10 protein-coding genes are annotated in these 15,341 nt (G+C 67.6%); 6 read left to right on the top strand and 4 right to left on the bottom strand.

Features of this window, described 5'->3' with window-relative positions; translation table 11 throughout:
- The first annotated feature begins 123 nt into the window (after positions 1-123).
- From FHW79_RS12080 to FHW79_RS12070, 3 genes are all read left to right on the top strand, one after another.
- Complete coding sequence (locus FHW79_RS12080; RefSeq protein WP_183179131.1) at positions 124-771, top strand: DUF697 domain-containing protein; 648 nt, start codon at positions 124-126, stop codon at positions 769-771.
- Positions 772-890: 119 nt separating this feature from the next.
- Positions 891-1,088, top strand: a complete 198-nt coding sequence (locus tag FHW79_RS12075) for a hypothetical protein (protein ID WP_040136327.1) — start codon at positions 891-893, stop codon at positions 1,086-1,088.
- Positions 1,085-2,185 (top strand): prohibitin family protein, encoded by a 1,101-nt coding sequence (locus FHW79_RS12070; RefSeq protein ID WP_183179130.1) that lies wholly within the window; start codon positions 1,085-1,087, stop codon positions 2,183-2,185. Before FHW79_RS12075 ends, FHW79_RS12070 begins: the two co-directional genes overlap by 4 nt.
- A gap of 33 nt (positions 2,186-2,218) precedes the next feature.
- Here FHW79_RS12070 and FHW79_RS12065 read toward each other — a convergent pair whose 3' ends face one another.
- On the bottom strand, positions 2,219-4,213 hold the full coding sequence (locus FHW79_RS12065; protein ID WP_183179129.1) for a protoglobin domain-containing protein: 1,995 nt from the start codon (positions 4,211-4,213) through the stop codon (positions 2,219-2,221).
- Positions 4,214-4,561: 348 nt separating this feature from the next.
- Here FHW79_RS12065 and FHW79_RS12060 point away from each other — a divergent pair, with 348 nt between their 5' ends.
- Positions 4,562-6,556, top strand: coding sequence for a cache domain-containing protein (locus FHW79_RS12060; protein ID WP_183179128.1), 1,995 nt, complete (start codon positions 4,562-4,564; stop codon positions 6,554-6,556).
- Positions 6,557-6,613: 57 nt separating this feature from the next.
- Here the strand turns inward: FHW79_RS12060 and FHW79_RS12055 are convergent, their stop codons facing one another.
- The 3 genes from FHW79_RS12055 to FHW79_RS12045 all read right to left on the bottom strand — a co-directional run bounded on the left by FHW79_RS12055 (position 6,614) and on the right by FHW79_RS12045 (position 9,413).
- Positions 6,614-7,207 (bottom strand): DUF4142 domain-containing protein, encoded by a 594-nt coding sequence (locus FHW79_RS12055; RefSeq protein WP_183179127.1) that lies wholly within the window; start codon positions 7,205-7,207, stop codon positions 6,614-6,616.
- Positions 7,208-7,460: 253 nt separating this feature from the next.
- Positions 7,461-7,832 (bottom strand): cytochrome c family protein, encoded by a 372-nt coding sequence (locus FHW79_RS12050; protein WP_183179126.1) that lies wholly within the window; start codon positions 7,830-7,832, stop codon positions 7,461-7,463.
- A 294-nt stretch (positions 7,833-8,126) separates the two neighbouring features.
- Entirely contained in the window at positions 8,127-9,413 is a 1,287-nt protein-coding gene (locus FHW79_RS12045; protein WP_183179125.1) for a pentapeptide repeat-containing protein, read from the bottom strand.
- Between the two features lie 427 nt (positions 9,414-9,840).
- On the opposite strand from FHW79_RS12045, the gene FHW79_RS12040 reads away from it, so the two are divergent.
- A complete protein-coding gene (locus FHW79_RS12040) occupies positions 9,841-10,272 on the top strand; it encodes a response regulator (RefSeq protein ID WP_183179124.1) in 432 nt (143 codons plus the stop codon).
- Between the two features lie 141 nt (positions 10,273-10,413).
- The gene (locus FHW79_RS12035) at positions 10,414-15,336 is read left to right on the top strand and encodes a HAMP domain-containing protein (RefSeq protein ID WP_247884315.1); all 4,923 of its coding nucleotides are present in this window, start codon (positions 10,414-10,416) and stop codon (positions 15,334-15,336) included.
- The last annotated feature ends 5 nt before the right edge of the window (positions 15,337-15,341 follow it).

Here is a 15,341-nt window from a genome sequence, read left to right as displayed (position 1 = left end):
AACCCCGGCGGCGTTTTCGGAGCGGGCCGTCCCTTCGGGGCCGACTGTCGCCGCGGGCCATCCGGTGCGCGGCGTTCATTGGTGATTTTCTCTCGACAACGTCCCTTTTTGGAGCACCACAGCATGGTCAGTGAGAAGGAAACCCCGGGCGGCAAGGCGAAGCCGGAAACGGCCGCACCGGCCCCCACCCCGGCTCCGGAGGCCGTGACGCCCGCCCCCGAAACCGCCCCCAACAGCACCAGCGCGTCCGAAGCCGCCCATGACGCCACCCCGGCCGCTCCGGTCGCCACCGAGGCGCAGGCGGCGGAGATCATCCGCAAGCATGTGCTGCTGTCCGCCGCGGCGGGCGTCATCCCGCTGAACTTCGTGGACACCGCGGCGCTCGCCGTCGTCCAGTTCCGCCTGCTCAAGGAGTTGTCGGAACTGCACGGCGTCGACTTCCGCGGCGACATCGGCCGCTCCGCGGTCGGCACGCTGTTCGCCACGGTCGCCCCGACCGCCCTGGGCGGCAGCCTGCTCGGCTCCATGGCGTTCAACATGGCTCTGCGCTCGGTGCCGGTGATCGGCACGGTGACGCGGCTGGCCACCCAGCCGGCCTTCAACAGCGCCTTCACCTACGCGCTGGGCAAGGTCTTCCAGCAGCACTTCGCCTCGGGCGGCACCTTCCTGACCTTCCAGCCGGAAAAGGTGAAGACCTATTTCCGCGAGAAGTTCGAGGAGGCCCGCCGCCGCAAGGGTGCGACGCCAGAGGCGGCCCCGGCCGCGGCCTGACCGCCGCACCCGGACGCCGCCGCGGACCGGGAGGACGGGCGGGGACGCTTCCGCGCATCCCCGCCCCCTCCGGCCGCCGTCACCCCTCCGCCCTGCTCCCATTCCAAAGCCGGACGCGCATGCCCCTCGTTCTCGTCATGCTCTATCTTCTCGCCTGTCTGGTGTGCGCCGTCATGGGCCGCAACACCACGATCGGCTTCATCGGCCATTTCCTGCTGGCCCTCTTCCTGACTCCGCCGGTGAATTTCGTGATCCAGGCGGTGGGGCGACCCAGCACGCGGGAACGCGAGAAGATGCTGACGACGAGACCGCGATGACCACCCTGGACCCGTCCGCCGGCGAGGGCGTCGCCCGCGCGCCGTTGCCGCAGCGCGCCGGCCTTTGGCTGAAGCGGCGCAGCGTGTCGATTTATGCGGTGACGCTCACCCTCATCCTCGGTTTCCTCGCCATCGCCCCCGCCGTCTTCGTCGAGGTGCCCTCCGGCCATGTCGGCGTGCTGTGGTTGCGCTTCTTCGGCGGCACGGTCACCGACCGGGTCTACAGCGAGGGCACCCACCTGATCTTCCCGTGGGACCGGGTGACGATGTACGACGTGCGCCTGCGCACCGACACCCGCACCTACGAGGCGGTGGCGGCCAACGGCATGTCGATGACGGTGACCGTGGCTCTGCGCTACCGCGTCAACCCGCCCGCCGCGGGCTTGCTTCACAAGTTGGCCGGGGACGATTACGCGGAAAAGCTGGTGCATCCGGAGATCGCCAGCCTCGTCTACGAATTCGTGTCGAAGCACAATCCGGAGAATTTCTACTCGATCAACCGGGCGGACATCCAAGGCTTCCTGCTGACCGAGGCACGCCACCAGTTCCCGGCGCCGCCGACCGATCTCCAGGCGCTGAAGCTGCCCCCCGGCGCGATCGCCGACGATTATGCCTCCGTGATGATCCGGGTGGAGGATGTGCTGGTGGCCGGGGTCAGTTTCCCGCCGCTGGTCCGCCAGGCCATCGACCGCAAGATCGAGCAGCAGCAGATCATGGAGGAATACGACTTCCGCATCGCCCGCGAGGCCAAGGAACGCGACCGCAAGCGGATCGAGGCGGAGGGCGTGCGCGATTTCCAGGATATCGTCGCCCGCAACATCACGCCGGAGTATCTGCGCCTGCGCGGCATCGAGGCGACGCGGGCCTTCGCCACCTCGTCGAACGCCAAGACCATCATCATCGGCGGACGGGACGGTCTGCCGGTCATCCTGAACACCGGGGACGACGCCAAAACGGGCACGGCGTCCGGGACCGCGGCCCCTAATGAGACCGCCGGCAAGGAGCCGGACGGACTCGCCGCCCGCCTGTCCACCCTGGACGAGTCGCCGCCGGAAAACAGCGCGCCGGAAGCCCCACCGGACACCGCCGGGCGCTGATGACCGGCGGGACCGCCCTGTCCAAGGGATCGGCTAGTCGGCGGCCTCGGCGAGTGTCCGGGTGAAATCGCGCTCCATCTCGTCGAGCAGACGGACCACTTCCGCCGACGCCCGCTTCATCTCGGCGGCGTAGCGCTCGGCCTCCATGCGGTTGCCGGCCTGGAGGGCGAGCAGAGTCTCGCGGCCCGCCTCGTGGACGGTCCGGTGCGGGGTGGCCATGCCCTTGTAGGTGGACAGGCGCATCGTCCGGGGGTCGTTCACGCTGTCGTACCAGCGGCCAAGCCGGCAGGAGTGATGGGTGGACAGATCCGCCGGCAGAAGCGTGCGCTGGCCGCCCACCGCCTCCATGATCTTCTCGACGAAGGCGAGATGGTCCTGCTTGGCCAGCCGGACCAGTTCGCCTACCCCGTCGCGGCTCATGCGGTCCACCTCCTCGCGGCCGATCTTGCGCTCGTCGAAGCGGATGTGCAGGCGGTTGTCGTGCCGTGCCACCACCGATCCGCGCAGGGACAGCTTGTAGCCGGGAAGCGACACGGTGACCTGCCCCCCGGTGGGCGCCGCACCCTTCGTCTCGGCGTAGCAGCCGCATTCGGAGATGTCGCGGACCAGCGCCGGCGTCTGGTCCACGCTGCCGTCGAGCAGCACCGGGCGGCGGCGCGTGTGGCGCCGGTTCGCCAGATCGGAGGAGGTGCGAATGGCCCGCGCCAGCAGGGACGGCAGGGTGTCCAGCGCCTCCTGCATGCGGTTGGCGCTCTCGCCGACCGTGTAGGCCACGGTGGTGGCGCGCTCGGTCTCGCCGCCGACCTCGGTCATCCGGCTGGCGATGCCGCGGAAGATGCCGGCGACCTCGCCGATGTTGCGAGCGATCGCGCGCGAGGCGGAGGACTGCTCCTCCACCGCCGCGGCGATCGACGAATTGATCTCCTGCATGGTGGTGATGGTGGTGGCCACCCCGTCCATGCCGGTGATGGCCTGCTCCGCCACCGCCTGGATGGCGCCGACCTTGGCGGCGATCTCGTCCGCCGCCTTGGCCGACTGCCCGGCGAGGTTCTTCACCTCCGTCGCCACCACGGCGAAGCCCTTGCCGGCTTCCCCGGCGCGCGCCGCCTCGATGGTCGCGTTCAGCGCCAGCAGGTTGGTCTGCCCGGCGATGGCGCGGATGATGTTCAGGATTCCGCCGATCTCCTGCGCCGCGGTGCTGAGCTGCGCCATGATCTGGCGGGCCTCGCCGCTCTTCTCCACAGCCTCGTCGGCGATCCGGGACGCGCCGCTGACCTGCACCGATATCTTGCCGACCGCGGCCTGGAGCTGCTCCGCACCGGCGGCGACGGTCTGGGCCGCGTCCAGCGCCTCCGCCGTGTCGGCGGAGGTGCCGGCGATGCTGTCCTTCACCGCCGCGCAGACACTGTCCAGGTCACCCACCGTGCGGCGCAGGTCGGCGGTGTAGCTGGCGACGCTGTCCACCACGTCGTTGGCCTCGTGGTCGATGGAATCGACCATCGCGTCCACCGCCTGGAGCCGCTCGTCGATCAGGCGGTCCCAGTAGACGGACAGGGCGGCGTCCAGGTCCATCAGCACCGCCGACACCACGGCGCGCTGCATGGTCACGATGGAGCCGAGACGGCCGCCGGTCAGCAGCGTTCCGCCCATGCTCTGCGCCAGCGCGGCCATGATCTCGCCCAGGATGAAGGCGTAGCCGCCAACATACCAGCTCGGGCTCAGCCCGATGCGATGATGGGCGATGCCGACCGCGCGCACCGATTCCTTGTAGCTGTCGTCGAACCGGCCCTCGAACAGCCGGGTCCAGTGGGCGATCTGGGCGCGCTTGGCCCCTTCGACCTGCGCCGGGCTGGTGAACAGGGCGGCCAGCTCGGGCTGCGACAACATGCGGGCGTAGAAGCGGTCCAGAATCCCCGGAAGGGCCCTGGCGATGATCGGCGATGCCTGCCGCAGGCTGCCGACCGCCTCCGGTCCCAAATCGAAGTAGGCGGTCTTGGTGACGTCCAGGGCGCGCAGGGAGTCCGGCATTGGGAATGTTTATATTCTGTAATGAACGAGCACCAATCGATAGCATTTCCGCCAAACCAAAGGTATCGCGAAAAGGAATTCGCATGCGACATGCTGTCCCATCTCATGATTAACAGATGGTTTAGTTTGTGCACTGCCAAAAGGGGTCGCAGTGAATAAGCCTGATAATACAATCGCTTTGCCAAAATGGGCATCCGGTGCCGCAACAACACCTTCACATTGCATGGTTCCGGTGCGTCCCGAGGTTGATAAAACTATTTGTTACAAATGCGCGGCAAAGGTTACCAATGCCCCGCCCTCCCGGTGCCTCCGGGGCAATTCGATGGTTTTTCAAGGAGTTTTCGGCCGATGAATCCTTTCCGGACATTCAGCCTTGCGACCAAGCTGACCATTCTGTGCACGCTCGGCCTGGTTGCCCTGTCCGGGGCGCTGACCTACGCGACGATCGTCAAGGTCACCGCCAGCATCGGCAAGGACGCGGCGGAGCGGCGGGAGCAGGCCATCACCAACTTCCGGATGCTGCTCGACCAGAAGGGGTCCGAATACCGGCTGAAGGACGGGGCGCTCTACATCGACGATGTCAAGCTGGAGGGCGCGAACGACATCGTCGACACCGTCCGCAGCGTGACCGGCGGCGTGGCCACCATCTTCCGCGACGACATCCGCGTGGCGACCAACATCCACAACCCGGACGGCAGCCGGGCGGTCGGGACCAAGCTGGCCCGCGGCCCGGTCTACAGCACCGTCATCGACGCGAAGGAGCCCTTCCGCGGCGAGGCCGATATCCTTGGCGACGCCTATTTCACCGCCTACGACCCGATCATCGACCGCAACGGCGAGGTCATCGGCGTCCTGTTCGTCGGCCTGAAGAAGAGCGTCGCCTTGGGCGTGCTGGAGGAGGTGGTCCCCAACATCGTCCAGGTGGCGGCGGTCATTACCGTCGGCATGGCCCTGGTGATGCTGCTGGTGGTCCGGCGCCAGTTCCGCACGCTGGACCAGATTCGCGGCACCATGTTCCAACTCGCCGACGAGCATTACGACGTGACGGTGCCCGGCCTGGACCGCCAGGACGAGATCGGCGCCATGGCCAAGACCGTCGAAATCTTCCGGCAGAAGGGCATCGACAACCAGCGCCTGCGCGAGGCGCAGGAGCGCGAGCGTCGCGAGGCCGAGGCCGCCAAGATCGCCGCCCTGGAATCCATGGCCCGCACGGTGGAGCAGGAAACCCGCACCGCCGTGGACCGCGTCGCCGAACGCTCCGTCTCGATGGACAGCAACGCCCAGGCGATGGCCAGTTCGGCCGAGACCGTCTCCGCCAATTCGCAGAGCGTGGCGGCCGCGGCGGAACAGGCGCTGGGCAACGCCCAGGCCGTGGCGGCGGCCACCGACCAGCTCACCGCCTCCATTGCGGAGATCACCGGGCAAGTCACCTTCGCCAGCCAGATTTCCCGCCGCGCCGTGGAAAGCGGCCGCAAGACCGAGGACGTGGTGCTCTCCCTGTCCGAGGCCATCGGCCACATCGGGGAGGTCGCCACCTTCATCCAGGACATCGCCAGCCAGACCAACCTGCTGGCGCTGAACGCGACCATCGAGGCGGCCCGCGCCGGGGAAGCCGGCAAGGGCTTCGCCGTGGTGGCCCAGGAGGTGAAGAATCTCGCCACCCAGACCTCCAAGTCGGCCGAGGAGATTTCCCGCCAGATCACCGACCTGCAGAGCATGACCGCCGGGGCCGTCGACGCGGTGCAGGACATCGGGCGGACCATCACCGAGATCGACGGGGTCGCCAGCAGCATCGCCAGCGCCATGGACGAGCAGGGTGCCGCGACCAGCGAGATTTCGCGCAACGTCGGCCAGACCGCCGCCGCCGCGCAGGAGGTGTCGTCCCGCATCGCCCATGTGTCGGAGGAGGCGGCGGTGACCGGCAGCCGCGCCGACGAGGTGCGCCGGGTCGCGTCCGACGTGGCGGGAAGCATCGACCATCTGCGCCAGATGCTGGTCCGCGCCGTCCGCACCGCCACGCCGGAGGTCGACCGCCGCCGCGCGCCGCGGTTCGAGGTCAACCTGCCCTGCACCATCGCCGGAGCGGTGGGATCACTGACGGGGCAGCTCACCAACCTGTCGGAAGGCGGTGCCACCATCCGCGGCCTGGACCGGACGCAACTGGGCAGCCGTGGCGTGCTGACCATTCCCGGCTGCGCCGTCTCCATCCCCTTCGCGGTTCTGGGGGGCAAGGAGCAGGATCTGCATGTCCGGTTCGAGCTGACGCCGGACATCGCCGATCGCTTCGCGGCGGACGTCCAACGCCTCACCGCGGGTCTGCACCCTCTTCCGGCGGTCGCCTGAGGCGGATCGGGTCAAGCCCGCAGCCGCTTCCGCGGGCTTGACCGCAGAAACCCGCCGCTACGGCAGTTGCGCCAGCGGGTTGCCGAGCGCGCGCAGCTCGCGCGCGTGCATTTGCAGGCCGGGCAACCATTTGGCGGCAAAGGCCCGGACGTCCGGGTCGGTGCCGCCCTGGGCCTGCGTGTTGAACAAGGCGATCGATACCTCGTGCTCGGCGATCTGCTGTTGCAGATACTGCCGGTCGAACGCGGTGCCCTGAAGCGAGGCCAACGCGTCGGCGACCGCCTGCCGGCCGGGGTCCGGGGCGGTGGGCGGTGTGACGCCCTTGGCCTGGGCAAGCCGCGCAAGTTCCTGGTTGGCCTGAGTGTGGTCGGCGGCGATGCGCCGGCCGAGGTCGCGCACGGTGGCGCTTGACGCCTGCCGCTGGGCCAGCGTGCCCATCGCCACCTCGCCGAAGCCGCCATAGGCTGCCTGGGTCAGGAAGGACTGGTCCGCCACCGTCAGCGTCGAGGAGGCGCCCGACCCGCTGCTTCCCATCTGGGACGCGGAAGCGCCGGAACTGCCCATCGGTGGCACGAGGCCCGGCTCGCTCGAACAGGCGGCGAGCGTGAGGATGGACACGGCGGCAAGGGCCGCGGTTCTCAACATGGGCATTCCGACCTCCCGATCTACAATCTTGCGTTGGGACACATCGGTCCCCCAACAGCCTCCTGTTCTCCTTGTGCCTGGCGATGAGCGTTTTTACGGGCCCCCTACCCACAAGGGCAGGTTGATTGGCACCATCCTCGTAGGTTGGACCGCAAGGAGGCGGGCGGCCCTGTCCGGACGGGGGTGGCCTTGCGGCCGGGGCCGGTCGCGGGAGGGACCGATGCCCCTCCCGGTCACGCAGCGCCGTCCTGCGGACGTGTCAGCTGTTCTTCTTGAGGAAGGCGATCAGGTCCTTGCGGGCCTGCTCGTTCTTCACGCCGGCGAAGGCCATCTTGTTGCCGGGAACGGTGCCCTTCGGATCGGTCAGGTACTTGTCGAGGTTGGCCTCGTCCCAGGTCAGGCCGGTGCCCTTCATCGCGTCGGAATACTTGAAGCTCTCGATGGAGCCCAACGGCCGACCGACGACGCCGTGCAGGTTCGGGCCGACGCGGTTGGGACCGCCAGCCTCGATGGTGTGGCAGGCCTTGCACTGGTTGAACACCTTCTCGCCCGCATCGGCGTCCTGCGCCGAGGCGATTCCGGGAAGGGCGGCGAACAGGCCGAAGGCCAGAACGGCAACACTACGCTTCATTGCACTATCCTCGATTTCCAATGCCCGAAAGACAGGCACGGCCACCCAAGGCCCGCAGGATGTCCTGCGTTCTTCGCTTCGCCACAATCAATATTCGTCGCATCGGCGCGCGGCGGTTGCCGCTCCGTTACTTGGCCTCGATCATGACAAGCGGCTTGGGAAACCAGCCGCCACGTCGGCCGGCGTTTTAATCCCGCGATGCTGACATGCACAATGCCGGGAGTGGGCGGAGAGGACGCCCTGCGACAAAATGCCCGACTCTTTGCGAAAATTTTTCGGGATTAAAATCTACGGTCACTTCAACCGGCAATGGACCAGCGTCGTTCCGGTGGTGTTGGCCTTCTCGATGTCGGTGTCGCGCAGGTCGGCGCCCGACAGATTGCAGTTGGTCAGGTCCGCCCCGGTCAGCCGCGCCCCCCGCAGGTCGGCGCCCCGGATGTCGCTGTCGGCAAGCTGGGCGTTGCGCAGATTGGTTGGCCACATGCGTCCGGTGGATTGGCCGTCCGCCGCCAGAAGCTCGATGGCGCGCATCACCGCGTTGCGCATCATGGCGCGGGTCAGGTCGCAGCCTTCGAAGCTGGCGCCGGACAGTTCCGAATTCTCGAAACAGGCCTCGCGCATGCGGCAACCGGGAAACTGGACGATCTGCAGCTTGCTGTCGCGGAAGCTCGCCCGCGTGAAATCGCAGTTGCGGAAGATCGCCCCGCTCAAGTCGCAGCCGTCGAAATCCGTTCCGACGAAAGCCCCGTCCGACACGTCAAACCGCTTGCCCTGCTTGCCGTTGCTGTTGATCCAGCGGACATGGCCGTCCAGCCCCTCCCGGATTTCCGGCGGGAAGTCGGACTGGTTGCGGTGGTAGATGGCGCCCATCATCCGCGCCTCCGCCCAGTCGGCGGTGGCCATGGCGACGTTGCGCAGTTCGGCGTCGCGCAGGTCCGCGCCCTGGAAGGTGGCCCCGGCGACCGAGGCGTTGTTCAGGATCGCGCCCTTCAGCTTCGCCATGCTGAAATCGGCACCGCGCAGATCGGCACCGCTGAGATTGGCGCCGAACAGGGTGGCGTTGCTGAAATCCGCGCCTTCCAGGTTGGCCCGGGTCAGGTTGGCGCCGGTCAGATCGGAGTCGGTGAAGTTCGCGTTGACCAGCACAGCTTCGCGCAGCGCCGCCTCCTGCCGAGCCTTGCGCCGGTCCTTCCACAGCACGAGTTGGCCAGGGCGGAGGTCCGCCCGCTCGAACAGTGTGTTGCGCAGGCACGCCTTGGTGAAGTTCGCCCCGCGCATGTCCGCCCCGACCAGCGAGGCCTCCCGCAGGTCGGCGGACACGAAGCTGGCGCCGAACAGGTCCGCCCCGTCGAAGTTGCAGCGCTGGAGAACGCTGCGCCGGAAATTCGCTCCGGTCAGGATGGCGTCCGACAGGACAAGCCCCGACAGGTCGAAGCCGGTCAGGTCCGCCGCTTTCAATTGGAGACGCAGGCCATTCGGACGCGCCGCCAGATAAAGCCGGTGGGCTCTGATGGCCTGCGCGAGATCCTCCAGGCTCAGGTCTGTCCCATCGCCCGGCCCGCCTGTCGGGGTACCGCTCATCCCGCTTCCCAGCACCCCTAAGGTCGACTCCACGCCCGCCTCGTGGATATTGGCAAGCTTACACGTAAAATTACTTGCAAAATTGTTAAGAAACCTGCACACCGCTGCACGACAGCCACGCGTTCGCGCCATACAATCCAATCAGCGCAAAGCAAAAGCGGCCCAATCGCACCAGATTCGCGCTATTCCATATTGAATTTAAGGAATACGCTTGCTCTCTTTTGGAGTGCAGTCACCCCACTGGGTATAACCTGTTGGGGGTATTTGACCTTTTCTCCCTTAATTGCCTCACCCCTCCGTGCTACTCGTCCCGGTCAGCTTCGCCGGTATCCGACGCCTCCGCTCGGGTTCCGGCGGCGGACGGGAGGCGCGCTTCGTCGACGCCGTTCCGGCACCGCAGCCGGCAGAACGACAAGAGGGATAAGGGATGACCAACCCGATCAACAGGTCACCACGGGCCGGGGCGGACGGGACCGCACCCGCCGCAGCCACCCCCGTCCGGGTCCTGGTCGTCGAGGATGAGACGATCGTCGCCATGTACTTGACCGATATGCTGGAGGAGTTGTCCTACGAGGTCTGCGGCGTCGCCGCCAACGCCGCCGACGCGCTGAAGATCGCGGAGCGGGAGCGCCCCGCCCTGGCCCTGGTGGACATCGGCCTCGCCGGCCCGCAGGATGGCATCGAGACCGCGCAGGCTCTGCGCGAGCGCTTCGCCGTGGGCAGCATCTTCATGTCCGGGGCCAGCGACCCCGTCCTGCTGGAGCGCGCCCGCGCCGCCGGCCCGCACGGCTTCATCCAGAAGCCTTACGACGAGCGCCAGTTGAAGACCCTCCTGAACAACGCCGCCCCCCGGCATTAGCCCCCACCGCCGTCCGCTTGCCGTCCCATGGCTGCGCCGCTCCGGCGCGCGGCCATTCCGGCGTTCCACCGGGCGCGCCGCCGACCCGGCGCGAGGGGACTTCCAAGACACAGGCCTGGACTTCTTAGGGACCATCGCGTCATGACGATGACGGACGCTCACGACCGGCTTTCCCCTCAGCTTCTCCTGCGCGCGCTGCGCCAGTTCCGCAAGGGCGACTTCTCCGTACGCCTGCCGCTCGACCTGGACGGGCTGGACGGCGAGATCGCCGCCGCCTTCAACGACGTGGTGGAGATGAACGAAGCCCTGGTGGAGGACGTCGGCCGGGTCAGCGTCGCCATCGGCAAGGAGGGGCGCATCGGCCAGCGCGTCCGCCTGCCCACCGCCTCGGGCGGCTGGGGCGTCTGCGTGGACAGCGTCAACGCCATGGTTGCCGACCTGACCCAGCCGACCCGCGAGATGGCCCGCGTCATCGGCGCCGTCGCCAAGGGCGACCTGTCGCAGTCGATGCCGCTGGAGGTCGACGGGCGTCCGCTCCAGGGCGACTTCCTCCAGACCGCCCGGACGGTCAACCGGATGGTCGAGCAGCTCGTCACCGTGACGGCGGAGCTGACGCGGGTGGCGCGCGAGGTTGGCATCGAGGGCAAGCTGGGCGAGCAGGCCCAGGTGAAGGACGTCGCCGGCACCTGGAAGGATCTCACCGACAACGTCAACCTGATGGCCGCCAATCTGACGGCCCAGGTCCGCAACATCGCCGACGTCACCACGGCGGTGGCGAAGGGCGACCTGTCGCGCAAGATCACCGTGGACGTGAAGGGCGAGATCCGCGAGCTCAAGGACACCATCAACACGATGGTCGACCAGCTCAACAGCTTCGCCTCGGAAGTCACCCGCGTCGCCCGCGAGGTCGGCAGCGAGGGCAAGCTCGGCGGTCAGGCCCAGGTGAAGGGTGTTGCCGGCACCTGGAAGGACCTCACCGACAACGTCAACCTGCTGACCGGCAACCTGACCAATCAGGTCCGCAACATCGCCGACGTGACCACGGCGGTGGCCAACGGCGACCTGTCGCGCAAGATCACCGTGGACGTGAAGGGCGAAATCCGTGAGCTGAAGGACACCATCAACACGATGGTCGACCAGCTCAACAGCTTCGCCTCGGAAGTCACCCGCGTGGCGCGCGAGGTCGGCACCGAAGGCAAGCTGGGCGGTCAGGCCCAGGTGAAGGGTGTGGCCGGCACCTGGAAGGATCTCACCGACAACGTCAATGCGATGGCGACCAACCTGACCAGCCAGGTCCGCAACATCGCGGAGGTCACCACGGCGGTGGCGAAGGGCGACCTGTCGCGCAAGATCACGGTGGACGTGAAGGGCGAAATCCGCGAGCTGAAGGACACCATCAACACGATGGTCGACCAGCTCAACAGCTTCGCTTCGGAAGTCACCCGCGTCGCCCGCGAGGTCGGCAGCGAGGGCAAGCTCGGCGGTCAGGCCCAGGTGAAGGGTGTTGCCGGCACCTGGAAGGACCTCACCGACAACGTCAACCTGCTGACCGGCAACCTGACCAATCAGGTCCGCAACATCGCCGACGTGACCACGGCGGTGGCCAACGGCGACCTGTCGCGCAAGATCACCGTCGACGTGAAGGGCGAAATCCTGGAGCTGAAGGACACCATCAACACGATGGTCGACCAGCTCAACAGCTTCGCCTCGGAAGTCACCCGCGTCGCCCGCGAGGTCGGCACCGAGGGCAAGCTGGGCGGTCAGGCCCAGGTGAAGGGTGTCGCCGGCACCTGGAAGGACCTTACCGACAACGTCAACATGATGGCCGCCAACCTGACTGGTCAGGTGCGCGGCATCGCCGAGGTCGTGACGGCGGTCGCCGAGGGCAACCTGAAGCGCAAGCTGACCGTGGCGGCGCGCGGCGAGATCGCGGCGCTGGCCGACACCATCAACGGCGTGATCGAGACGCTGGCCATCTTCGCCGATCAGGTCACCAACGTGGCGCGCGAGGTCGGCATCGAGGGCAAGCTGGGCGGTCAGGCCAAGGTGCCCGGCGCCACCGGCGTCTGGGGCGACCTGACCGACAACGTGAACCAGCTCGCCGCCAACCTGACCACCCAGGTGCGCGCCATCGCCGAAGTGGCGACCGCGGTGACCAAGGGCGACCTCACCCGCTCCATCGCCGTCGAGGCGTCGGGCGAGGTGGCGTCGCTGAAGGACAACATCAACGAGATGATCCGCAACCTGCGCGACACGACGCAGAAGAACGCGGAACAGGACTGGCTGAAGACCAACATCGCCAAATTCACCCGCATGCTCCAGGGTGAGCGCGATCTGGTCACCGTCACCAACATGATCCTGTCGGAGATCGCGCCGCTGGTGAACGCCCAGCACGGCGTCTTCTACGTCACCAGCCGCGAGGGCGACGAGCCGGTCCTCGATCTGGTCGCCAGCTACGCCCTGAAGGAACGCGACGGGCTGGGCACCCGCTTCACGCTGAAGCAGGGTCTCGTCGGCCAGTGCGCCCACGAGAAGAAGCCGATCCTGCTGACCAACGTGCCGAAGGACTATGTGCGCATCAGCTCCGGCCTCGGCGAGGCGGCGCCGCTGAACATCATCGTCCTGCCCGTGCTGTTCGAGAACGAGGTGAACGCCGTGCTGGAGCTGGCCTCCTTCGGCCATTTCAGCGAGACGCACCGCACCTTCCTGGAGCAGCTGACGGAAAGCATCGGGATCGTCCTCAACACCATCGCCACCAACATGCGGACCGAAGGGCTGCTCAAGCAGTCGCAGCGCCTGACCGCCGAGCTGCAGAGCCAGCAGGAGGAGTTGAAGACCACCAACGAGCGGCTGGAGCATCAGGCCGCCTCGCTCCGCCAGTCGGAGGAGCTGCTGATGGCCCAGCAGGAAAAGCTGCGCCAGACCAACGAGGCGCTGGAGGAGAAGGCGGAGCAGCTTTCCCTCACCTCCAAATACAAGTCCCAGTTCCTGGCGAACATGAGCCACGAGCTGCGCACCCCGCTGAACAGCCTGCTGATCCTGTCCAAGCTGCTGTCGGACAACGGCGACCACAACCTGACTCCCCGGCAGGTGGAGTTCGCCCGCACGATCAACGCGGCGGGGTCCGACCTGCTGAACCTCATCAACGACATCCTGGACCTGTCGAAGATCGAGTCCGGCACGGTGACGCTGGAGATCGGCGCGGTGGTGCTCGACGACCTGCGCGGCCATGTCGAGCGCACCTTCGCCCAGCTCGCCGAGGAGAAGGGTCTGCGCTTCGACATTGACATGACCCAGCCGCTGCCCGCGGCTATCCAGACCGACCAGAAGCGGCTGGAGCAGGTGCTGAACAACCTGCTGTCCAACGCCTTCAAGTTCACCGAGACCGGCGGCGTCACCTTCCGCGTCGGGCTGGCCGGCGATGGCTGGAGTGCGGCCCACCCCGTGCTGAACGCGGCGGAGGGGGTGCTGGCCTTTACCGTCGTCGACACCGGCATCGGCATCCCCGAGAACAAGCAGCGCATCATCTTCGAGGCGTTCCAGCAGGCCGACGGCACAACCAGCCGCAAATACGGCGGCACCGGCCTCGGCCTATCGATCAGCCGCGAGATCGCCCGCCTGCTGGGCGGCGAGATCCGCGTGCAGAGCGAGTCCGGGGCGGGCAGCGCCTTCACGCTCTACGTGCCGATGGAGTTCGACGTCGCCCGCTACGGCGACCCGGCACCGAAGCTGGCCCCCTTCCCGACGCCGACACGGCCCATCGTGGTGCCGGGGCCGGAGGAGCGGCTGGCGCTGCCGCAGCATCCCCCCGTCGCCGACGACCGCGAGCGCATCCGCCCCGGCGATCCGGTGGTTCTGATCGTCGAGGACGACGTGAAGTTCGCCTCGATCCTGGTCGATCTGGCGCGGGAAAAGGGCTTCAAGGCGATCCTCTCCCACGCCGGAAGCCCGGCCATGCCGATGGCGCGCAAATACCGTCCGGACGCGGTGATGCTGGACATCGGCCTGCCGGACATCGACGGCTGGGCGCTGCTCGACCTGCTGAAGCGCGACCCGCACACCCGCCACATCCCGGTCCACGTCATCTCCGCCAAGGAGGAGCGGCGCCGCGGCCTCGCCATGGGCGCTTTCGACTACACCGAGAAGCCGGCCGACCGCGAGGCGATTTTCGCCGCCCTCGCCAAGGTCAAGGGCTTCGTGGAACGCCATCAGCGCCGGCTGCTGATCGTCGAAAAGGTTCCAAACCCGGAGACCGGCGGCATCGCCGGCTTGATCGACCACGACAAGGGCGAGGACGACATCGCCATCAGCACCGTGACCTCCGCCGAGGCCGCCCGCGCCCTGCTGGCGCAGGAGCGGTTCGACTGCATGGTGCTCGACCTGACGATCCCGCAGCCCAGCGATTTCGAGCTGATCGACAGCCTGCGCACCCGCGATTCCACCGCCTGGATGCCAGTCGTCGCCTATGTCAGCGACGCGATCGCGCCGGAAGACGAGGCGCGTCTGCGCCGGCTGGCCGAGACGGTGGTGCTGCGCAGCGTCCATTCCGCGGACTCGCTGCTGGACGAGACGGCGCTGTTCCTGCACCGCGCGGTGGACCGGCTGCCCGACGACAAGCGCACCGCGCTCGACCAGATCCGCCAGCGCGACCCGGTGCTGGCGGGGCGCAAGGCGCTGATCGTGGACGACGATTTCCGCAACATCTTCTCGCTCGCCAGTGTCCTGGAGGCTCACGACATGACGGTGCTGCACGCCGAGAGCGGGCCGGAGGGGCTGGAGCTGCTGAAGGCGCACCCCGATCTCGACGTGGCGCTGGTGGACATCATGATGCCGCTGATGGACGGCTACCAGACCATCCGGGAAATCCGCGCAACGGCAGCCGGGCGCGGCCTTCCGGTGATCGCCGTCACCGCCAAGGCGATGAAGGGCGACCGCGAGAAGTGCATCGAGGCGGGGGCGACCGACTATCTCGCCAAGCCGGTGGACATCGATCACCTGCTGTCGCTGCTGCGGGTCTGGGCCGGACGCCGGCAGGACGACGGCCGCAACCCCGGACGGGAGTGAGGAGA

The sequence above is a fragment of the Azospirillum sp. OGB3 genome, assembly GCF_014192915.1.
In the GTDB taxonomy this organism is placed as follows: domain Bacteria; phylum Pseudomonadota; class Alphaproteobacteria; order Azospirillales; family Azospirillaceae; genus Azospirillum.
Note: the sequence above shows the minus strand (reverse complement) of the source record. Positions and strands in the feature narration are given on the sequence as shown.